Raw genomic sequence first — 20536 nt, forward strand, 5'->3', positions numbered from 1 at the left:
ATGGTGTCGAAGCTGAGTGGGGTGCTGGCCGCCGCGAAGGCGGAGGGCCGGGCCGCGCTGATCGGCTACCTGCCGGCCGGGTTCCCGACCGTGGACGGCGGGATCCGGGCGATCAACGCGCTGATCGAGGGCGGCTGCGACGTGGTCGAGGTCGGGCTGCCGCACTCCGACCCGGTGCTCGACGGGGCCGTCATCCAGACCGCGGACGACATCGCGCTGCGGGGCGGGGTGCGGATCAAGGACGTGCTGCGGACCGTCGGGGAGGTCGCCGCGGCGCACCCCGAGGCGGCGGTGCTGGTCATGACGTACTGGAACCCGGTCGACCGTTACGGGGTGGCGCGGTTCGCGGCCGACCTGGCGGCCGCGGGCGGGGCCGGGTGCATCCTGCCGGACCTGCCGGTCGAGGAGTCCGAGGAGTGGCGCAAGGCGGCGGACGCGCACGGGCTGGACACCGTGTTCGTGGTCGCCCCCAGCAGCAAGGACGCGCGGCTGGCCGAAGTCACGGCGGCGGGCAGCGGGTTCGTGTACGCGGCCGCGGTGATGGGGGTGACCGGGACCCGGTCGGCCGTCGGATCGCTGGCCGAGGACCTGGTCGCGCGGACCCGGGCGACGACGGACCTGCCGGTCTGCGTCGGGCTCGGGGTCTCCGACGCGGCGCAGGCGGCTGAGGTCGCCCGGTTCGCGGACGGGGTGATCGTGGGGTCGGCGTTCGTGAAGCGGATCCTGGACGCCGGGGCGGACGAGGCGGCGGCGCTGGAGGCGGTGCGGGGGCTGGCCGGGGAGTTGGCGGCCGGTGTTCGGCGGGGCTGACCTGCGGTAGGCGTTCGTTTGGTGGGGTTGACGGCCTGCCACTCCCTTGGGGGGAGTGGTGGGCCGTTGGCTTTGGGGGCCGCTGCGCGGGGGGCTGGGGTGGGGGGTTGCTTTCGGGAGGGTGGGTGGCGGGGCGGCTCCGGGGGTGGCCGCTCCGAGGGGCTGGATGATTTTCAGACTGCCCACTCTGACTTGCGGGGGTGGGGACCGTTGGCAGTCTGAAAATCACCCGCAACGCCCCTCTCCGGGCCACCCCCTGCGCCGCCCCTTCCGCAGCGCGTCCCTCTCGCTGGGTCGGGTGAGGGAGGTGGGGGAGGGAGGTGGGGGGTGGGTGGGTTGGGGGAGGTGAGGTGAGGTGAGGGGTGGGGGTGTTGTGGTGGTGGGTTGACTGGGGGGTGGCCCCGAATGGGTGAAGAGGGGTGGCGACACGCATCAGGCGGGGTTGACGGGCGTTGAGTGGAGGGACGAGTGCACGAACGACGTGCGCGGGGGTTGCGGGGCCTAGGGAAGGGGTGAGCCGGTGCGGGGTCTTCATGTGGCCGTTCTGGTGCGGGCGGCGGCGGCCGCGCTGGCGTTGGGGGCTGCGGTCGGGGCGCATGCGGAGGTGGGGCAGGCGTTGGCCAAGCGGGGGGCCGAGCGGGCGGAGCGGGAGGCGGTCGCGTGTGCGGAGGCGGCGCGGTGGGACGCGCAGCACGAGGGGCGGCCGGAGTTGTTCGACCCGGGGCGGATGTCGGGGTGTCGGTGAAGTGTTCGGATCATTCGGGTAGAACGTCACTCATCCGGCTTAATTCCTGAATGCGGAGGAACCGGCCTTCATCCCTTACGGTTCATCAGGGAGTGAACGAGTTTCCCGAGGGGGGTTCCCTGATGGCCGCGCAGCGCACGCCGATGGCGGGGCGGCCGGTGCCGGTGTGGAGCGAGTGGGTCGGCACGGCCGTCCGGCTCGGGCTGGCGGTGGTGTGGGGGTGGGCCGGATTGGCGAAGGTGTCCGATCCGGCGGAGGCCGCCCAGGCCGTGCGTGCCTACGAGATCCTGCCCGAGAGCCTGGTCAAGCCGATCGGCTACGGCTTGCCGTTCCTGGAGCTGGCGCTCGCGCTGCTGCTGGTGATCGGGCTCGGCGTCCGGCTGGTCGCCGGGGTGTCCGCGCTGCTGCTGCTCGTGTTCATCGCCGGGATCGCCTCCGCGTGGGCGCGCGGCATCTCGATCGACTGCGGCTGCTTCGGCGGCGGCGGGCACGTCGACGAGTCCCAGACGAAGTACCTGCAGGAGATCCTGCGCGACACCGGGTTCCTGTTGCTGTCCGGGTGGCTGCTGTGGCGGCCCCGTACCCGGTTCTCGGTGGACGGCTGGCTGGCGAGCTGACCGTCGTTTCCCATCCCCGCACCCGACGAAGGCCCCCCGATGGATGTCAAGGCAATGAGCGAGAAGAACCGAGAAGGCAAGCGCACCGCCCGCGAGCGGATGCTGGAGCAGCGGGCGGCCGAGGAGGCCTCGGCCAAGCGCAGGAAGAAGCTGATCGTCGGGGGCGCGGTGCTCGCGGTGATCGCCGCCGCCGTGGTCGCCGGTGTCGTGGTGCAGAACGAGCGCTCCAAGCCGGAGACCCCGACCGCCGCCCCGGCCGGGACCATCGGCGACAAGAACCTGGTCATCCCGGTCGGGGCGGGCAACGCGCCGTCCGTGCTGACCGTGTACGAGGACCCGCGCTGCCCCGCCTGCGGCAGCTTCGAGCGGGAGTTCTCGCCGACCGTCGACCAGCTGGAAGACGCCGGCAAGATCTACACCAACTACCACATCGTGTCGTTCATCGACCGGGCCGTGCCGGGCAAGGGCTCCAAGACCGGTGCCAACGCGCTGGCCTGCGCGCAGGACGCCGGGCACTTCCGGGACTACCACGACGTGCTGTACCGGAACCAGCCGGAGGAGACCAACGACGCCTTCGGCAACAAGGCCGTGCTGATCAACCTGTCGAAGCAGGTCAACGGTCTCGACACCCCCGAGTTCGAGGCCTGCGTCAACGAGAACAAGTACGGCGGATGGGTGTCCTCGGTGCAGCAGGACTTCGACAAGTCCAGCTACAAGTCCACCCCGACCGTGCTGCTCAACGGCCAGCCGATCTACCCGAAGAACGGCAACGAGGAGATCACCCCGGAGAACCTGGCGAAGTGGGTGGACGCCGCGAACCAGGGCAAGCAGCTCGGCACGCCGGGCTCGCACGGGCAGACGCCGGCGCCGACCAGCACCGCCTCGGAGGCCAACAACCCGTCGCCGAACGCCGGCTGAGCCCGGCCCCGGACGCCGTCCCCTCCCCGTCCGGAGGGGGCGGCGTCCGCTGTTGTTCGGCATCTGTGACCCCGGCGGTGCCCGGCGGGACGCGTCGACCCTGTAGCGTCGGGACTGCCATGGATATCGCCTACATTCCCAGCCCGTCGCGGGGCGTCTGGTACCTCGGACCGGTCCCGCTGCGCGCCTACGCCTTCTGCATCATCCTCGGTGTCGTCGTCGCCGTCTGGCTCGGCAGCAAGCGCTGGGTCGCCCGGGGCGGTGCCAAGCACACGGTCGGTGACATCGCCGTGTGGGCCGTCCCGTTCGGCCTGGTCGGCGGCCGCCTGTACCACGTCATCACCGACCACCAGCTGTACTTCGGTGAGGGGAAGAACCCCTGGAACGCCTTCAAGATCTGGGAGGGCGGCCTCGGGATCTGGGGCGCGATCGCGCTGGGCGCGGTCGGCGCCTGGATCGGCGCCCGCCGCCGGGGCGTGCCGCTGCCCGCCTACGCCGACGCCATCGCGCCGGGCATCGCGCTCGCCCAGGCGCTCGGCCGCTGGGGCAACTACTTCAACCAGGAGCTGTACGGCCGGGACACCACCCTGCCGTGGGGCCTGAAGATCCACAAGGTGCTGCCGGACGGCACCGTCGTGGACGGCGTCTTCCACCCGACCTTCCTGTACGAGTCGCTGTGGTGCGTGCTCGTCGCGCTGCTCGTGATCTGGGCCGACCGGAAGTTCACGCTCGGCCACGGCCGGGCCTTCGCGCTGTACGTGGCCGCGTACACGGTCGGCCGGTTCTGGACCGAGTGGCTGCGGACGGACCCGGCGCACGTCTACTTCGGGCTGCGGCTGAACGACTGGACGTCGATCGTGGTGTTCCTGGGCGCGGTGGCCTACCTGGTGATCGTCGGGAAGAAGCGGCCCGGCCGGGAGGACCCGGCGAGCATCGATCCGGCCGCGCACGAGGAGGATGCGGCGGACGGCGAGGAGAAGCCGTCCCGGTCCTCGGACGAGAAGGCGGATGCGGTGGTGGCCGCCGAGGACGTCAAGAACTCCACCTGACCTGGGGCTTCTCCCCGACCGGGCCACCCTTCGCACGGCGTGCGAAGGGTGGCCCCCGTCGTGTTCGGACAGCCTTACTTTGCTGGAAATGCCCAGGTCAAGCGGGCTACGGTCGTGGCGGACGAACGACGACGGAGGGGAAGAGACGATGAGTGCGATCACGCTGGAGGCGGACGCCGGACACCAGCCCCGGATACCCGCGGCCGGCCACCACCGGGACGTGAACGGTGGCTGGTTGCGCCCGGCCGTGTTCGGCGCGGTGGACGGACTGGTGTCCAACTTCGCCCTGATGACGGGGGTGGTCGGCGGTGCGGTCTCCCACGGGACGGTGATCCTCACCGGCCTGGCGGGCCTGGCGGCCGGCGCCTGCTCGATGGCCGCGGGGGAGTACACCTCGGTGGCCTCGCAGCGGGAGCTGGTGCAGGCCGAGATCGAGGCCGAGCGGCTGGAGCTGAGCCGCAACCCGCACGGTGAGCTGGCCGAGCTGGCGCAGCTGTACGTGTCGCGCGGGGTGGACCCGGAGCTCGCGCACGAGGTGGCCCGGCAGCTGTCGGCGGACCCGGAGCTGGCCCTGGAGGTGCACGCCCGCGAGGAGTTGGGCGTCGACCCCACGGACCTGCCCTCGCCGCTGGTCGCGGCCGGCTCGTCGTTCCTGTGCTTCGCGCTCGGCGCGCTGCTGCCGCTGCTGCCGTACCTGCTGGGCGCGACCTCGCTGCTGCCCGCGCTGGTGCTGGCCGCGGCCGGACTGTTCCTGTGCGGCGCGGTGGTGGCCCGGGTGACGGCGCGCAGCTGGTGGTTCAGCGGGCTGCGGCAGCTGGTGCTGGGCGGGGCCGCGGCCGGGGTCACCTACCTGCTGGGGTGGTTGATCGGCGGGCATGTGGGATGACCCAGAACTGTGCATGATTATGCCCGCCCATGCGTGACGTTTCACACATGGGCGTCGCGTCGGGCCTGGCCTAGTCTCAGCATCCGGGCCCGGAAGCCCCGGATTCGCATCCGGCGGCGGGCTCCCGGAATGGATTCGCAGGCGGCCAAGATCGGCGTGTGTGGCGATCCGGTTTCGCCCCTGTTTCGGGCGGGGGAGCGTTGGGCACAATCGTCGGGACGCGCACCGTGGCGCGTTCCTCTCCCCCACCCCCCTGACCTGCGGCTCGTCCCGCCATGTGGACGGGATATTCCGCTTCTCGGGATCCTGGGCATCATGTAACTTGCACGACACCGCACCATCGCATCAGGGCCAACGTCGTCCCTACTTGCACCAACTTGCCGAAAGACGACGACGGGAGAGCCGATGCTGTCTGCATCCATGCACTCCGCCAACGAGCCCCAGGCCCCCCGGCCGTACGGGCTCGTTCCGGATGCGCGACCTGCTGCTCAGGGCCTGTACGACCCGCGAAACGAGCACGACGCCTGCGGCGTCGGTTTCGTCGCCACGCTGACCGGCATCGCCGACCACACCATCGTCGAGCAGGCGCTGACCGTCCTGCGCAACCTGGAGCACCGGGGCGCCACCGGCGCCGAGCCGGACTCCGGTGACGGCGCGGGCATCCTCACCCAGATCCCGGACGCCTTCCTGCGCGGGAAGGTCACCTTCGAACTCCCGGCGGCCGGCGCCTACGCGGTGGGCATCGCCTTCCTGCCCGACGACGACGCCGCCGACGCCGCCGCCGTCGCGCAGATCGAGGCCATCGCCGCCGAGGAGGACCTGACCGTCCTCGGCTGGCGCGACGTCCCCGTCACCCCCGACCTGCTCGGGGCCACCGCGCGATCGGTGATGCCGCGGTTCCGGCAGGTCTTCCTGACGCGGGAGGGACTGGCCGGGATCGAGCTGGACCGGATCGCGTTCGTCGTGCGCAAGCGGGCCGAGCGCGAGGCCGGGGTGTACTTCCCCTCGCTGTCCGCCCGCACCATCGTCTACAAGGGCATGCTGACCACCGGCCAGCTGGAGCCCTTCTTCCCCGACCTGTCGGACCGCAGCTACGCGTCCGCGATCGGCCTGGTGCACTCGCGGTTCTCCACCAACACCTTCCCGAGCTGGCCGCTCGCCCACCCGTACCGCTTCGTCGCGCACAACGGCGAGATCAACACCGTCAAGGGCAACCGGAACTGGATGCGGGCGCGGGAGTCGCAGCTCGCCACCGACCTGATCCCGGCCAACAGGAACGGGCAGGGCCTGGAGCGGATCTTCCCGATCTGCACGCCCGACCACTCGGACTCGGCCTCGTTCGACGAAGTCCTGGAACTGCTCCACCTCGGCGGCCGCTCGCTGCCGCACTCCGTGCTGATGATGATCCCGGAGGCGTGGGAGAACCACGCCACCATGGACCCGGCCCGCCGCGCGTTCTACCAGTACCACTCCAACCTCATGGAGCCCTGGGACGGCCCGGCCTGCGTCACCTTCACCGACGGCACCCGGATCGGCGCCGTGCTCGACCGCAACGGCCTGCGCCCGGCCCGGTACTGGATCACCGAGGACGGCCTGGTCGTGCTCTCCTCCGAGGTCGGCGTGCTCGACCTCGACCAGGAGAAGGTCGCCAGGAAGGGCCGCCTGCAGCCCGGCCGGATGTTCCTGATCGACACCGCCGAGGGCCGCATCGTCGACGACGAGGAGATCAAGTCCGCCCTCGCCGCCGAGCACCCCTACGAGGAGTGGGTCGCCGCCGGGCAGATCCAGCTCGCCAAGCTCCCCGAGCGCGAGCACATCGCGCACACCCACGCCTCCGTCACCCGCCGCCAGCAGACCTTCGGCTACACCGAGGAGGAGCTGCGGGTCATCCTCGCGCCGATGGCCAGGACCGGCGCCGAGGCACTCGGTTCGATGGGCACCGACTCGCCGATCGCCGCGCTCAGCGAGAAGCCGCGCCTGCTGTTCGACTACTTCGTTCAGCTCTTCGCGCAGGTCACCAACCCGCCGCTGGACGCCATCCGCGAGGAGCTCGTCACCTCGCTGCTGTCCAACCTCGGCCCCGAGGGCAACCTGCTCGCCGCCGAGTCCGCCTCCTGCCGCTCGGTCGGCATCACCTTCCCGGTGATCGACAACGACGAACTCGCCAAGCTCGTCCACATCAACGCCGACGGGGACCAGCCCGGACTCAAGGCCGTCACGCTGTCCGGCCTGTACAAGGTCTCCTCCGGCGGGGACGGCCTGGCCACCCGGCTCGCGGACATCGCCGCCGAGGCCGACGCCGCGATCGCCGACGGCGCCCGCATCATCGTCCTCTCGGACCGGCACTCCGACGCCGAGCACGCCCCGATCCCCTCGCTGCTGCTCACCTCCGCGATCCACCACCACCTGATCCGCACCAAGCAGCGCACCCAGGTGTCGCTGCTGGTCGAGGCGGGCGACGTCCGCGAGGTGCACCACGTCGCGCTGCTGATCGGCTACGGCGCCGGCGCGGTCAACCCGTACCTGGCCATGGAGTCGGTCGAGGACCTCGTCGCGCAGGGTGTCTTCATCCAGGGCGTCGACCCCGAGAAGGCCATCAAGAACCTGATCAAGGCGCTCGGCAAGGGCGTGCTCAAGGTCATGTCCAAGATGGGCATCTCGACCGTCGCCTCCTACCGCGGCGCCCAGGTCTTCGAGGCCATCGGGCTGTCCCAGGAGCTGGTCGACGGCTACTTCGCCGGCACCACCAGCAAGCTCGGCGGCATCGGCCTGGAGGAGATCGCCAAGGAGACCGCCGCCCGGCACGCCAAGGCCTACCCCGCCTCCGGCATCCCCGCCGCGCACCGCGCGCTGGAGATCGGCGGCGAGTACCAGTGGCGCCGCGAGGGCGAGCCGCACCTGTTCGACCCGGACACCGTCTTCCGGCTGCAGCACGCCACCCGCAACCGCCGGTACGACATCTTCAAGCAGTACACCGACCGGGTGAACGAGCAGTCCGCCCGCCTGATGACCCTGCGCGGCCTCTTCCAGCTGGACGCCCTGGGCCGCGAGCCGATCCCGGTCGAGGAGGTCGAGCCGGTCTCCGAGATCGTCAAGCGCTTCTCCACCGGCGCCATGTCGTACGGCTCGATCTCGCGCGAGGCCCACGAGACGCTCGCCATCGCGATGAACCGCCTCGGCGGCAAGTCCAACACCGGCGAGGGCGGCGAGGACCCGGACCGCCTGTACGACCCGGAGCGCCGCTCGGCGATCAAGCAGGTCGCCTCCGGCCGCTTCGGCGTCACCTCCGAGTACCTGGTCAACGCGGACGACATCCAGATCAAGATGGCCCAGGGCGCCAAGCCCGGCGAGGGCGGCCAGCTGCCCGGCCACAAGGTGTACCCCTGGGTCGCCAAGACCCGGCACTCCACCCCGGGCGTCGGCCTGATCTCCCCGCCGCCGCACCACGACATCTACTCGATCGAGGACCTGGCGCAGCTGATCCACGACCTCAAGAACGCCAACCCGGCGGCCCGCGTCCACGTGAAGCTGGTCTCCGAGGTCGGCGTGGGGACGGTCGCGGCGGGCGTCTCCAAGGCGCACGCCGACGTGGTGCTCGTCTCCGGGCACGACGGCGGCACCGGCGCCTCGCCGCTGACCAGCCTGAAGCACGCCGGCGGGCCCTGGGAGCTCGGCCTCGCCGAGACCCAGCAGACCCTGCTGCTCAACGGGCTGCGCGACCGCATCGTGGTGCAGACCGACGGCCAGCTGAAGACCGGCCGCGACGTCGTCATCGCCGCACTGCTCGGCGCCGAGGAGTTCGGCTTCGCGACCGCCCCGCTGGTCGTCTCCGGCTGCATCATGATGCGCGTCTGCCACCTGGACACCTGCCCGGTCGGCGTCGCCACCCAGAACCCGGTGCTGCGCGAGCGCTTCTCCGGCAAGCCCGAATTCGTCGTCAACTTCTTCGAGTTCATCGCCGAGGAGGTCCGGGAGATCCTGGCCTCGCTGGGCTTCCGCTCGATCGAGGAGGCCGTCGGCCACGCCGAGCACATCAACCCGCAGGCCGCGATCGACCACTGGAAGGCCGCCGGGCTCGACCTGGCCCCGCTCTTCCACGTGCCCGAGCTGCCCGAGGGCTCCGCGCGCCACTGCACCACCACCCAGGACCACGCGCTCGACAAGGCCCTCGACAACCAGCTGATCGAGCTGGCCGAGGACGCCCTGGTGCGCGGCGAGGCCGTCCGGATCCAGCTGCCGATCCGCAACGTCAACCGCACGGTCGGCACCATGCTCGGCCACGAGGTGACCAAGCGGTACCGCGGCGAAGGCCTGCCGGAAGGGACCATCGACGTCACCTTCACCGGCTCGGCCGGCCAGTCCTTCGGCGCCTTCCTCCCGAAGGGCGTCACCCTGCGGCTGGAGGGCGACGCCAACGACTACGTCGGCAAGGGCCTCTCCGGCGGCGTCGTGGTCGTCCGCCCCGCCCGCGAGGCCGCGGCCATCGGCAACGACGCCCAGAACCACGTCATCGCCGGCAACACCATCGGCTACGGCGCCACCTCCGGCCGGATCCACCTGCGCGGCAAGGCCGGCGAGCGCTTCGCCGTCCGCAACTCCGGCGCCACCCTCGTCGTCGAGGGCGTCGGCGACCACGGCCTGGAGTACATGACCGGCGGCCGGGTCGTCATCCTCGGCGAGACCGGACGCAACCTCGCGGCCGGCATGTCCGGCGGCATCGCGTACGTCCTCGACCTGCGCCCCGCCAACGTCAACGACGGCATGGTCGGCATCGAGGCCCCCACCGCCGCCGACCGCGACTGGCTGCGCGAGACCGTGCAGCAGCACTACGAGGAGACCGGCTCCACCGTCGCCGCCGAACTCCTCGCCGACTGGGGCAGCGGGGTCTCCCGCTTCTCCAAGATCATGCCGACCGACTACAAGGCAGTGCTCGCCGCCAAGGACGCCGCCGAGCGCGACGGCCTCTCCGAGACCGAGACCACTCGCAAGATGATGGAGGCGGCACATGGCTGACCCCAAGGGCTTCCTGACCACGCCCAAGCAGCTGGCGGAGCGCCGCCCCGTCGACGTCCGGATCAAGGACTGGAACGAGGTCTACGTCGAGCGCAGCCTCCTGCCGATCATCACCAAGCAGGCCGGCCGCTGCATGGACTGCGGCATCCCGTTCTGCCACAACGGCTGCCCGCTCGGGAACCTCATCCCCGAGTGGAACGACCTCGCCTACCGGGACGACTGGGCCGGCGCCATCGAGCGGCTGCACGCCACCAACAACTTCCCGGAGTTCACGGGCCGCCTGTGCCCCGCGCCGTGCGAGTCCGCGTGCGTCCTCGGCATCAACCAGGACGCGGTGACCATCAAGAACGTCGAGGTCACCATCATCGACAAGGCCTGGGACCGCGGCGGCGTCACCCCGCAGGTGCCCGAGCGCCTCTCCGGCAAGACCGTCGCCGTCGTCGGCTCCGGCCCGGCCGGCCTCGCGGCCGCCCAGCAGCTCACCCGCGCCGGCCACACCGTCGTGGTGTACGAGCGGGCCGACCGCATCGGCGGACTGCTGCGCTACGGCATCCCCGAGTTCAAGATGGAGAAGCGCCACATCAACCGCCGCATCGAGCAGATGCGGGCGGAGGGCACCCGGTTCCGCACCGGCGTGCACGTCGGCGAGGACATCACCGGGCAGCAGCTGCGCGAGCGCTTCGACGCCGTCGTCGTCGCGGCCGGCGCCACCACCGCCCGCGACCTGCCGGTGCCCGGGCGCGAGCTCAACGGCATCCACCAGGCCATGGAGTACCTGCCGCTGGCCAACAAGGTGCAGGAGGGCGACTACGTCGAAGCCCCGATCAGCGCCAAGGGCAAGCACGTCGTGGTCATCGGCGGCGGCGACACCGGCGCGGACTGCGTCGGCACCGCCCACCGGCAGGGCGCCCTCTCGGTGACCCAGCTGGAGATCATGCCGCGGCCCGGCGAGGAGCGGCCCGCCCACCAGCCGTGGCCGACCATGCCGATGACCTACAAGGTCACCTCCGCCCACGAGGAGGGCGGGGAGCGGATCTACTCCGTCAACACCACCCGCTTCACCGGCGACGAGGACGGCAACGTCCAGGAACTGCACCTGGTCGAGGTGGAGTTCAAGGACGGCCGGTTCGAGCCGGTGCCGGGCACCGAGCGCGCCATCCCGGCCCAGCTGGTCACCCTGGCCATGGGCTTCACCGGCACGGACGTGAAGAACGGGCTCGTCGAGCAGCTGGGAGTCGACCTCGACGCGCGAGGTAACATTGCCCGCGACGGCCGGTTCGCCACCAATGTCGATGGCGTGTACGTCTGCGGAGACGCCGGCCGAGGCCAGTCGCTGATCGTCTGGGCCATCGCGGAAGGCCGTTCGGCCGCCGCCGCGGTGGACAAGTACCTGGGCGGCAAGACCCCGCTTCCCGCCCCGATCCGACCCACGGACCGCCCCCTGGTGGTCTGACGGTCCGACCGGCCCACCCCGAACCCCCGGCGCCGCATCGCCGGGAGCTCAACCCGCTGCCCCCGCCAGCGTCGCCGGGCCAACGCGGTCTCCTGGCGCCTGCCCTCTTCCCCGACCAGTTGGAGGGCGGGCGCCGTCGCGTTCTCGGACGACAGGGGTGCCGGGGAGCGGAGCCGGCGCGGGGGATCGACCGGGGCGCGCTCGGGGAAGGGCGCGAAGGGATGAGGGGCGGGCGCCCGGGGGTCGTGCGCCGTCGCGTTCTCGGACGACAGGGGTGCCGGGGAGCGGAGCCGGCGCGGGGGATCGACCGGGGCGCGCTCGGGGAGGGGCGCGAAGGGATGAGGGGCGGGCGCCCGGGGGTCGTGCGCCGTCGCGTTCTCGCGCGGGACGGTGCGGTTCCAGGCCGGTGCCGGGGGGCGTTTCCCGCCACGGAGGGTGGGCGCGGCAGAGCCGCGCCCGAGCGGGGCGGGCCCACGGCTTCGGGTTTCACGGTTCGTGTGCCGAGGATCGGCTCCCAGCGGAATCACAGGCTTCTCACAGCGGCTGGAAACCGTCGCGGGACGGGCTGTTGTTCGTCGGTGCCAGGTGGCAGACTGCCGCCGACGGCCGGGGGGCTGCGCGAGTGCGGAGGGTGACTTCGATGGGCACGACTCAGGCAGGCGGAGGCGCGACGGTACGGCGTCTGCTGCTCGGCTCCCACCTGCGCAAGCTGCGGGAGGCCAGGGGCGTCAGCCGGGAGGAAGCCGGGTACTCGATCCGCGCCTCGGAGTCCAAGATCAGCCGCATGGAACTCGGCCGGGTCGGCTTCAAGGAACGCGACGTCGCCGACCTCCTCACCCTCTACGGCGTCGAGGCCGAGCAGGAGCGCGCCACCGTCCTCGGACTCGTCCGCGACGCCAACGCCAACTCCTGGTGGCACGAGTACGGCGACGTGCTGCCCGGCTGGTTCCAGAACTACCTCGGCCTGGAGGAGGCCGCCACCGCGATCCACAGCTACGAGGTCCAGTTCGTCCACGGGCTGCTGCAGACCGCCGACTACGCCCGGGCCGTCGTCACCGCCGGCTGCCACGACCACCGCGCCGACGAGATCGAACGCCGGGTCGACGTACGGCTCAGGCGCCAGGCGGTGCTCACCGGCGAACGCGCGCCGCAGCTGGTCGCCGTCCTGGACGAAGCCGCGCTGCGCCGCCCCTGGGGAGGCCCCGAGCTGATGCGCGGCCAGCTGGACCGGCTGCTGGAACTCGGCGAACTGCCCAACGTGCGGCTGCAGGTGCTGCCGCTCGGCAACGCCGGACTGTCCGCCGAGAGCGGTGCCTTCACCGTGCTGGGCTTCGCCGAGCCGGAACTCTCCGACGTCGTCTACCTGGAGCAGTTCACCACCGCGCTCTACCTGGACAAGCCGGCCGAGGTCGCCGAGTACCGGCACGCCATGGACGACCTGCTCGCCGACAGCCTGGACCCGGAGCGGACCCGCGACCTGCTGCACACTGTGCGCCGGGAGCTCTGACGCATCGGGGCGATGACGGCCCGTCAGGTCGGCGGGTGAGAAGCGGCGGATGCCGCACGTCTGCGAGTCGGCGCTGCAGTACGGCGACGGCGCGTGGTGCAGCGGATGCGGCGAGGCGCCGCCGGGCGGGGGCCCGGCGGCGCCTCGGGGAGCGGGTCAGAAGACCGGCTGGCCGGCGCGGACGAGGCGCCAGGAGTCGGTGAAGAAGTCGGCGGGGTCGATGGTGCCCTTGGCCTTCACCCAGGCGATCATGGTGTTGCGGATCTCGTCGGAGTTCGACCAGACCAGCTTGGCCTTGGCGACGTGCGGGAAGTTGCCGCCGCCGTTGGCGCGGTAGTTGTTGACGGCCAGGACGAACTGGGCGGCGGGGTCGATCGGCTTGCCCTGGAAGGACAGGTTGACGATCCGCGAACCCTTCGGCTGGGCGATGTCGATGTCGTAGCTCAGGCCGTAGACCGAGTCGTAGTTGTAGTCCGGGGTGGCTTCGGCGCCGGTCAGGGCGTCCTTGTCGACCGGGGCGCCCGGGGCGAGCTGGTTGTAGTACTTCGCGGAGAACTCCAGGTAGTCCTTGAGCTGGGCACCCGTCAGGATGCGGGCCTCCAAGGTGTTCTCGTAGATGTAGAGGCCCGCGGCGTCGCGCAGCTTGACCTGGCCGGCCGGGATCAGGGCGGTGCGGTTGAACGGGGCCGCCTGGGCGAGCACCGGCAGATCGGCGTACTGGCCGCCGGCCAGCGCGGCCTTCACCGCGTCGGCCTGGACCCTGCCGATCAGGTCGATGATCGGAGTGGCCTTGAACCGGGACTCGGCGATCGACAGCTCGATCTTGCTGGTGCCGATGTTCTGGTTGACGTACGCGACGACCTTCTTGTGCTGCTCGGTGATCGCGTTGGTGATCTCCGGGTTCTCCGGCACGGTGTTGGAGTTCAGCACCCGCGAGGAGACCGAGGTGACCTTCCAGGCGCCGTCGGCGAACTCGACCTCGAAGTCGAAGCAGCTCAGGCGCTGGCCCCAGCAGAGCGGCTCGGAGAGCACGACGGTCCTGCCGGTCTTCTTGTTGACGATCAGGCGCTGCGGGACCTCCTTGTGGGTGTGGCCCACCAGCACCGCGTCGATGTCCGGGACGGTCTCCGCCATCTCGCCGGAGGCGTCCTCGGGCCAGGGCAGCTGGTCGCCGTAGGTGGTCGCCTCGTCGATGCCGGAGTGCGCCGAGACCACGATGACGTCCGCGCCCGCCGCCTTCATCCGCGGCACGTACTTGGCGGCCGTCTCCACGATGCCCGGGAAGACCATCTTCCCGCTGACGTTGGCCTTGTCCCAGATGGCGATGCCCGGGTTGGTGAGGCCCAGGATGCCGACCTTCAGCGGCTTGCCCTCGCCGAGGTGCAGCTCCTTGATCACGTACGGCGGGAAGGCCGGCTTCTCGTTCTTCGCGTGCAGCGCGTTGGCGCCGAGCAGCGGGAACTCCAGCTGGTCCTCGAAGGCCTTCACGGTCGGGATGCCGTAGTTGAACTCGTGGTTGCCGAGCGCGGCCGCGTCGTACTCCATGAGGTTCATGGCGACGGCCATCGGGTGGTCCGGCACGGTGTCGCCGTCGGTGGCGATCGGCTCGATCCGGGCGTAGTAGTAGGTCAGCTGGGTGCCCTGGATGATGTCACCGGAGTCGATCAGCAGGCAGCGGTCCCAGCCCTTCTCCTCGCGGACCTGGTTGGCCAGGGTGGAGATCTTGGCGAGGCCGACCGCGTTGTGCGCCTTGTCGACGTACTCGGCGTCCGTGAAGTAGTCCCAGTTGAGCACCCGGCCGTGCAGGTCGGTGGTGCCCATGACGGTGAAGGACTGCTTGCGCGGCTTGCGCTGGCCCTTGGCGGCCGCCGTGTCCGGCTCGGCGGCCGCGGCGGAGGGGGCGGCGGCCACGGCGGCACCGCTCGCCAGGGCGGCACCGGCGGCGGTGGCGGCGGACCGGGTGACGAAGTCACGGCGGTTCAGGGGCATGGATGACTCTCCCGAGTGGGGGCGACGGCAGATCGTCCGTCAAGTTGGTTACGTGAGCAGGCGCGCGTCCACGCGTCGACGCGCGTAGAGAGACGCGCGTAGAAGTCTGCCGTGCGGGCCGGGCCGCTGGATAGTCCCCGGACCTGTCCAAGAGGTGAGATCTTGGCGACTCGTTCGTGACGGCGACGGGTGGGGACGGGGGGTGATATGTCGGCGCCCACCGGCGTGACCTGGGTTTCCGCCCCGATCGGGCCGGTCGGCCGGCGGGTCGGCCCCCGTGCTCCGGGGTCGGGCCGGCCCGGCGGGGGTCCCGTGCTCCGGGGTCGGGCCGGCTCGGCGGGCGGGGGTCCCGTGGTCCGGGGTCGGGCCGGCTCGGCGGGCGGGGGTCCCGTGGTCCGGGGTCGGGCCGGCTCGGCCGGCGGGTCGGCCCCCGTGCTCCGGGGTCGGGCCGGCCCGGCGGGCGGGGGCCTCCACCCGCCCGCCGAACGGGGTCAGGCCAGTTCGGCGGCCAGCAGGCCGACCTCCCGGCCCAGTTCCTCCGCCGGGTCCGGGGCGCCCGGCCCCGCCCACGGCTGCCAGGCCCGCGCCCGCAGGTAGCCGGCCACCGCGAGCGGCAGCCGGTCCCGGACGATCCGCTCCGCCGCCGGGCTCGGGCCGGCCTCGCGCAGCGCGGCCATCAGCGCGTCCACGCCGGCCGTGGGCGGCGGGGACACCGCGTCCAGGTACGCGGCCAGCTGGTCCAGCTCGGGCCGCGGCTCCGGTGGCGGCGGCGGAGGAGGAGGGGGCGGAGGAGGGCCCGGATCGACCGCGCGACCGGGCGTCAGCAGCGCACCCGCCCCGTACAGCCCGGCCACCACACCCGGCCACCAGGCCCCGCCGAGCCCGGCGAAGTGCAGCCCCAGGCCGACCGTGCCACCCGCGCAGCCGACCAGGTTCCTGCCCGACTCCAGGTACCGCAGGGCCCGGCGGCCGAACCCCGCCCCGGCCTCACTGGTAGCCACGGATCTCCTCGAACGCCCCGTCCAGCGAGCCCGAACCGTCGAACAGCTTGCCGCCCGTGACGTCCGCGATCCCCTGCAGCTGGGACACCGCCGCCTCGCCGAACCTGATCGGGAACACCGGGATCGACTTCTCCCAGGCCGGCAGACCGTCGTGGAAGCGCTTGAAGTCACCGTCCGTCGGACCGGAGTTGCTCTCCCCGTCCGTCATCAGCACGATCGAGGTGAACCGGTCGTCGTTCGCCGCGGCCTGCTGCCGCTCGATCACCCGGTACGCCTCCTCCAACGAGCCGTACACCGCCGTGCCGCCCGAAGCCGCCAGCGACTGCACGTCCGCGTCGATCGCCGCCAGCTCCTGCTGCGGGCCGGGCTGGCTCCCGGTGGCCGGCACCACGTGCGTCCTGGACCACTTCACCGAGGACGCGAAGGACACCAGGGTGACCTCCTCGCGGTTGCGGAAGCGGCGCACCCCCCGGGTGTCGTCCGCCCCCGTCAACCGGCCCAGCGCGCTCTTCAACGCCGCGATCCGCGACCCCTCCATCGAGCCCGAGGTGTCCAGCACGTACACCGTCCGGGACGGCCGGCGCAGCTCGTTCTGGTACGACGCCAACAGGCCGTCCGCGACCGCCCGGGTGCCCGGGAACGGCAGCTCCCGGCGGCGGTCCGTCGGCAGCCCGGCGGCCGGAGCCACACCCACCGTCGCGGGGCGGCGCAGCGTCGTCTCGGAGATGCGCTTCTGCACGTCCTCCTTGAGCAGGTACGAGGTCAGCCGCTGGAAGGCGTCGCGCTGGTCCGGCGCCGCCGAGGACAGCAGCGACAGCGGATAGTCCGCCGACACCACGCCGTCCAGCGGGCGCACCACCGTCAGCTGCTGCTGCGGCGGCAGCGTCCTGTTCAGCGACAGCAGCACCGACTCGTAGTTCACCAGCGCGCCCACCAGGCCCGACTCCGAGCGGGAGTACGCCTGGGCCAGCCAGCCCGAGGAACCCGACGTCAGCTTCTGGCCCGTGAAGAACTGCTTCAGCTGCGGCGTCGCCTTCTGCACGTCCGCCTCGGCCAGCGCCCCGTCCGCCTTGGAGAACGCCGCGGCCACCGCCACCAGCGTCGAGAAGCCGGAGTTGGACCGCGACGGATCGGCCATCCCGTACGTCAGCCTGCCGGCCGCGGCCGCGTCACCGACCTGCGCCCAGGTGACCTTCGAACCGTCCCCCCACCCCAGCTCGCCGAGCACCGAGGATCGCACCCCGACCGCCACCGGCGAGACCATCACCGGCGTCTCGGACAACACCTTGGACTTCCCGGCCGGGTCCAGCCGCAGGTACTGGTTGGACGGGAACCACACCGCGTCGTACTTGCCGTCGGCCCGGCCCGCGGACACCGCGTCCGCGCCGTCCAGGGTGCCCGTCCAGGCGAACTGCACCGTCACCCCGGTGGCCTTCCGGGCCTCCTCCAGCACCGGCGCCAGGTCCTGCAGTTCACTGCCCGCCAGGACGCGCAGCACACCCGGCCGGGCCGTCTCGGCGGGCGGATCGCTCGGCCTCGGACCGGAACCGTCGCCGCCGGAGGAGGTGCAGGCGGTCACCGCGGCCAGCACGGCCGCCAGGGCCGCGGCCAGCCCGCCGCGGCGCTTCGTCCGGAGGTTCACTTCGGGGCCCCGCCCTTCGCCGCGTCGACCAGCTTGTTCAGGTTGTCCAACGAGGGCAGCGTGGCCTGCTTGAACCCCGCGGTCCTCAGGTCGCGCGCGAACCTCGGCGTTTTGTTCTGCATCAGCTTCCAGAACGCTTCCTGGTCGGCCTGCGGGCGCAGGCCGTACCCGGCCTCCAGACCGCGCAGCACCGGATCGTTCTCCAGCAGGTCGGCCAGCTTGCGGCCGTTGTCCGTACGGGCCACCAGCGTGTGGTCCGACTGGATCGTGGTGTCCGGGTACATCACCACCATGTCGCTGGTGTCCCTGTTCCGCAGCGGCAGCGCGGCGGCCTGCGACTCGTAGGCGAAGACCATCGTGCCGACCCCCGCGAAGAAGTCCCGGAACGGCTCGTCACTGCTGATCTTCTGCATGCCCTGCAGGCGGTTGGCGGCGGCCAGCAGCGGCCGCACCGCGTTGACGCCGGCGTCGTCCTGCACCACCTGGTCGCCGCTCGCGACGTAGGACAGCAGGGCCAGGTACAGCGCGCCCGAGGACGAGGTCTCCGGGTCCGTCGTGGACACGAACAGCGGCCCGGCCAGCTCCGGGTGCTCGGCGGCGCCCGGGAGGTCGGTCCACTTCCTCCCGTCCTTCAGCGCGGCCACGTACGCGTCCATCCGGAACGTCCACACGTGACTCGTGGGATCCTCCTGCGCCAGCCTGTTCTGCGCCAGGACCCGCGCCACCGGCTCGTGCGTCACGACCACCAGCGGCGAGTAGAACGGCACCAGCGGGGAGTCCTTCAACTGCCAGTTGCGCTGGATCTCCCGGGCCGGCGCCGCACTCGCGGGGAAGGCGAAATCCAGCGCCGGGGTGCTCTTCGCCTGCTCGCTCATCGTCCAGGAACCGGTCGAATCCGCCCGGACCACCAGGCCATTCTTCTTCAACTCGGCCTTGACGGCAGGGTCTTCGAAGAAATCACGCTTCTCCGAACCGATCAGGCCGGAGACCGTCACCGGATCGGGATCCTTCGCGCCGTCGGGGATCAGCGCGAAGGCCACCCCGCCCAACAGCGCCAGCGCCGCCACCACCCCCAGAGCCCGTCTCATGCCGAACGCCTCCCCCTCGTACGCGACTTCGGCCGCGAACCGCTACGTCGTCCGGGTGGTTACCCGGGATCCCCCGCTCGTCACCCGGGGGTGACGAGCGTCCCGCCGGGCGGGGAGCGGATGCGGAAGCCGCGATGAACGACGGGTGAACACCCCTTCACGGAATCGCATCGACCGACCCCCGGAAGCCCACGAACGGGACCGGCGGAAGCATGCCGCGCAACGCCCTCGCACACCGGTCCGAGGATGTGTCAGATTGTTCAACTCACCGTACGACAAAGGTCATCCCGCAGACCGGACCCGCCTCGTCGTTACGCGCCGGTAATGCCTAGTCTCAGCACCATGCGCCGAGCAAAAATCGTCTGCACCCTCGGGCCCGCCACCGACTCGTACGACCAGATCAAAACCCTGGTCGACGCCGGAATGGACATCGCCCGACTCAACCTCAGCCACGGCACGCACGCCGAACACGAGGAACGCTACCGCCGAGTCCGCAAAGCCTCCGACGAGACCGGCCGCAGCGTCGGCGTCCTCGCCGACCTCCAAGGCCCGAAGATCCGACTCGACACCTTCGCCCACGGCCCCGTACTCCTCGAACGCGGCGACGAGTTCACCATCTCCACCGACAACGGCGTCGTGGGGGACAAGGACATCTGCGGCACCACCTACCCCGGACTCGCCGCCGACGTCAGCCGCGGCGAACGCATCCTCGTCGACGACGGCCGCGTCACCCTCGAAGTCATCGACGTCGACGGACCCCGGGTCCGGTGCCTCGTCATCGAAGGCGGCCTCGTCTCCGACCACAAGGGCCTCAACCTCCCCGGCGTCGCCGTCTCCGTCCCCGCACTCAGCGACAAGGACGTCGCCGACCTGCGATGGGCGCTGCGCACCGGCGCCGACATCGTCGCGCTCTCCTTCGTCCGGAGCGGGCGCGACATCGAGGACGTCCACCGGATCATGGCGGAGGAAGGGCGCTTCGTCCCCGTCATCGCCAAGATCGAGAAGCCGCAGGCGGTGGAGAACCTCGAATCCGTCGTCGACGCCTTCGACGGCATCATGGTGGCCCGCGGCGACCTGGGCGTGGAGATGCCCCTCGAACAGGTCCCGCTGGTCCAGAAGCGCGCCATCAAGCTCGCCCGCCGCAACGCCAAGCCGGTCATCGTCGCCACCCAGATGCTTGACTCGATGATCAACGCCTCCCGGCCCACCCGCGCCGAGGCCTCCGACGTCGCCAACGCCGTCCTCGATGGGACGGACGCGGTGATGCTCTCCGGCGAGACCTCCGTCGGCAAGTACCCCGTCGAGACGGTCAAGACCATGGGCCGGATCATCGAGGCCGCCGAGAACGACATCCTCGCCGCCGGCCTGCCCCCGCTCACCGCCGGCAGCAAGCCGCGCACCCAGGGCGGCGCCGTCGCCCGCGCGGCCGCCGAGATCGGCGACTTCCTGCACGCCAAGTACCTGATCGCCTTCACCCAGTCCGGCGACACCGCGCGGCGGCTGACCCGCTACCGCTCGCCGATCCCGGTCCTCGCCTTCACGTACGAACCGGCCGTCCGCAGCCGACTCGCCCTCACCTGGGGCGTCGAGACCTTCCTCGGCCCGTTCGCCCCGACGACGGACCAGATGGTCGAACAGGTCGACGCGGCGCTGCTGTCGCTGGGCCGCTGCCAGAAGGGCGACATCGTCGTCATCACCGCCGGATCCCCGCCCGGCCTCGCCGGCTCCACCAACCTCGTCCGCGTCCACCACGTGGGGACGCTGGACGCCTGAACCTCCCGGTCGCGGCGCGGCCCCGGCGGGGTCGCGCCGGCGTCG

13 protein-coding genes are annotated in these 20536 nt (G+C 71.5%); 9 read left to right on the top strand and 4 right to left on the bottom strand.

Going from position 1 to position 20536, the window contains the following annotated elements; translation table 11 throughout:
• The 8 genes from trpA (at position 1) to ACZ6Y7_RS21230 (ending at position 12998) form a co-directional block, all read left to right on the top strand.
• Positions 1-810: a tryptophan synthase subunit alpha gene (gene trpA / locus ACZ6Y7_RS21195; protein ID WP_465759671.1), complete on the top strand. Its 810-nt coding sequence runs from the start codon at positions 1-3 to the stop codon at positions 808-810.
• 867 nt (positions 811-1677) lie between these two features.
• The gene (locus tag ACZ6Y7_RS21200; RefSeq protein ID WP_465759453.1) at positions 1678-2172 is read left to right on the top strand and encodes a MauE/DoxX family redox-associated membrane protein; all 495 of its coding nucleotides are present in this window, start codon (positions 1678-1680) and stop codon (positions 2170-2172) included.
• 54 nt (positions 2173-2226) lie between these two features.
• Complete coding sequence (locus ACZ6Y7_RS21205) at positions 2227-3090, top strand: DsbA family protein (protein ID WP_465759454.1); 864 nt, start codon at positions 2227-2229, stop codon at positions 3088-3090.
• Between the two features lie 119 nt (positions 3091-3209).
• Complete coding sequence (gene lgt, locus ACZ6Y7_RS21210) at positions 3210-4139, top strand: prolipoprotein diacylglyceryl transferase (RefSeq protein WP_465759455.1); 930 nt, start codon at positions 3210-3212, stop codon at positions 4137-4139.
• 148 nt (positions 4140-4287) lie between these two features.
• Positions 4288-5025 carry a VIT1/CCC1 transporter family protein gene (locus ACZ6Y7_RS21215; protein WP_465759456.1) on the top strand — a complete coding sequence of 246 codons (738 nt, stop codon included), beginning with the start codon at positions 4288-4290 and terminating at the stop codon, positions 5023-5025.
• Between the two features lie 420 nt (positions 5026-5445).
• Positions 5446-10038 (top strand): glutamate synthase large subunit, encoded by a 4593-nt coding sequence (gene gltB / locus ACZ6Y7_RS21220; protein WP_465759672.1) that lies wholly within the window; start codon positions 5446-5448, stop codon positions 10036-10038.
• The gene (locus ACZ6Y7_RS21225; protein ID WP_465759457.1) at positions 10031-11491 is read left to right on the top strand and encodes a glutamate synthase subunit beta; all 1461 of its coding nucleotides are present in this window, start codon (positions 10031-10033) and stop codon (positions 11489-11491) included. Before gltB ends, ACZ6Y7_RS21225 begins: the two co-directional genes overlap by 8 nt.
• A 640-nt stretch (positions 11492-12131) precedes the next feature.
• Positions 12132-12998 (top strand): helix-turn-helix domain-containing protein, encoded by an 867-nt coding sequence (locus ACZ6Y7_RS21230; protein ID WP_465759458.1) that lies wholly within the window; start codon positions 12132-12134, stop codon positions 12996-12998.
• 156 nt (positions 12999-13154) lie between these two features.
• Here ACZ6Y7_RS21230 and ACZ6Y7_RS21235 read toward each other — a convergent pair whose 3' ends face one another.
• From ACZ6Y7_RS21235 to ACZ6Y7_RS21250, 4 genes are all read right to left on the bottom strand, one after another.
• A complete protein-coding gene (locus ACZ6Y7_RS21235) occupies positions 13155-14987 on the bottom strand; it encodes a bifunctional metallophosphatase/5'-nucleotidase (protein WP_465759459.1) in 1833 nt (610 codons plus the stop codon).
• Between the two features lie 491 nt (positions 14988-15478).
• Positions 15479-15988 (bottom strand): hypothetical protein, encoded by a 510-nt coding sequence (locus ACZ6Y7_RS21240; RefSeq protein WP_465759460.1) that lies wholly within the window; start codon positions 15986-15988, stop codon positions 15479-15481.
• On the bottom strand, positions 15975-17630 hold the full coding sequence (locus ACZ6Y7_RS21245) for a VWA domain-containing protein (RefSeq protein ID WP_465759461.1): 1656 nt from the start codon (positions 17628-17630) through the stop codon (positions 15975-15977). The genes ACZ6Y7_RS21240 and ACZ6Y7_RS21245 overlap by 14 nt, the downstream gene beginning before the upstream one ends.
• The gene (locus tag ACZ6Y7_RS21250) at positions 17627-18718 is read right to left on the bottom strand and encodes a hypothetical protein (protein WP_465759462.1); all 1092 of its coding nucleotides are present in this window, start codon (positions 18716-18718) and stop codon (positions 17627-17629) included. The genes ACZ6Y7_RS21245 and ACZ6Y7_RS21250 overlap by 4 nt, the downstream gene beginning before the upstream one ends.
• 342 nt (positions 18719-19060) lie before the next feature.
• On the opposite strand from ACZ6Y7_RS21250, the gene pyk reads away from it, so the two are divergent.
• Positions 19061-20491, top strand: coding sequence for a pyruvate kinase (gene pyk, locus ACZ6Y7_RS21255; protein WP_465759463.1), 1431 nt, complete (start codon positions 19061-19063; stop codon positions 20489-20491).
• Positions 20492-20536: the final 45 nt, after the last annotated feature.

Source organism: Kitasatospora sp. NPDC053308 (assembly GCF_055585785.1).

Excerpts from the sequence above, each read along its gene's own strand:
- ACZ6Y7_RS21225 (WP_465759457.1), top strand. The coding sequence starts at position 10,031 with ATGGCTGACCCCAAGGGCTTCCTGACCACGCCCAAGCAGCTGGCGGAG.
- ACZ6Y7_RS21250 (WP_465759462.1), bottom strand. The coding sequence starts at position 18,718 with ATGAGACGGGCTCTGGGGGTGGTGGCGGCGCTGGCGCTGTTGGGCGGG.
- pyk (WP_465759463.1), top strand. The coding sequence starts at position 19,061 with ATGCGCCGAGCAAAAATCGTCTGCACCCTCGGGCCCGCCACCGACTCG.
- lgt (WP_465759455.1), top strand. The coding sequence starts at position 3,210 with ATGGATATCGCCTACATTCCCAGCCCGTCGCGGGGCGTCTGGTACCTC.
- ACZ6Y7_RS21235 (WP_465759459.1), bottom strand. The coding sequence starts at position 14,987 with ATGCCCCTGAACCGCCGTGACTTCGTCACCCGGTCCGCCGCCACCGCC.
- ACZ6Y7_RS21205 (WP_465759454.1), top strand. The coding sequence starts at position 2,227 with ATGAGCGAGAAGAACCGAGAAGGCAAGCGCACCGCCCGCGAGCGGATG.
- trpA (WP_465759671.1), top strand. The coding sequence starts at position 1 with ATGGTGTCGAAGCTGAGTGGGGTGCTGGCCGCCGCGAAGGCGGAGGGC.
- gltB (WP_465759672.1), top strand. The coding sequence starts at position 5,446 with ATGCACTCCGCCAACGAGCCCCAGGCCCCCCGGCCGTACGGGCTCGTT.
- ACZ6Y7_RS21200 (WP_465759453.1), top strand. The coding sequence starts at position 1,678 with ATGGCCGCGCAGCGCACGCCGATGGCGGGGCGGCCGGTGCCGGTGTGG.
- ACZ6Y7_RS21230 (WP_465759458.1), top strand. The coding sequence starts at position 12,132 with ATGGGCACGACTCAGGCAGGCGGAGGCGCGACGGTACGGCGTCTGCTG.
- ACZ6Y7_RS21215 (WP_465759456.1), top strand. The coding sequence starts at position 4,288 with ATGAGTGCGATCACGCTGGAGGCGGACGCCGGACACCAGCCCCGGATA.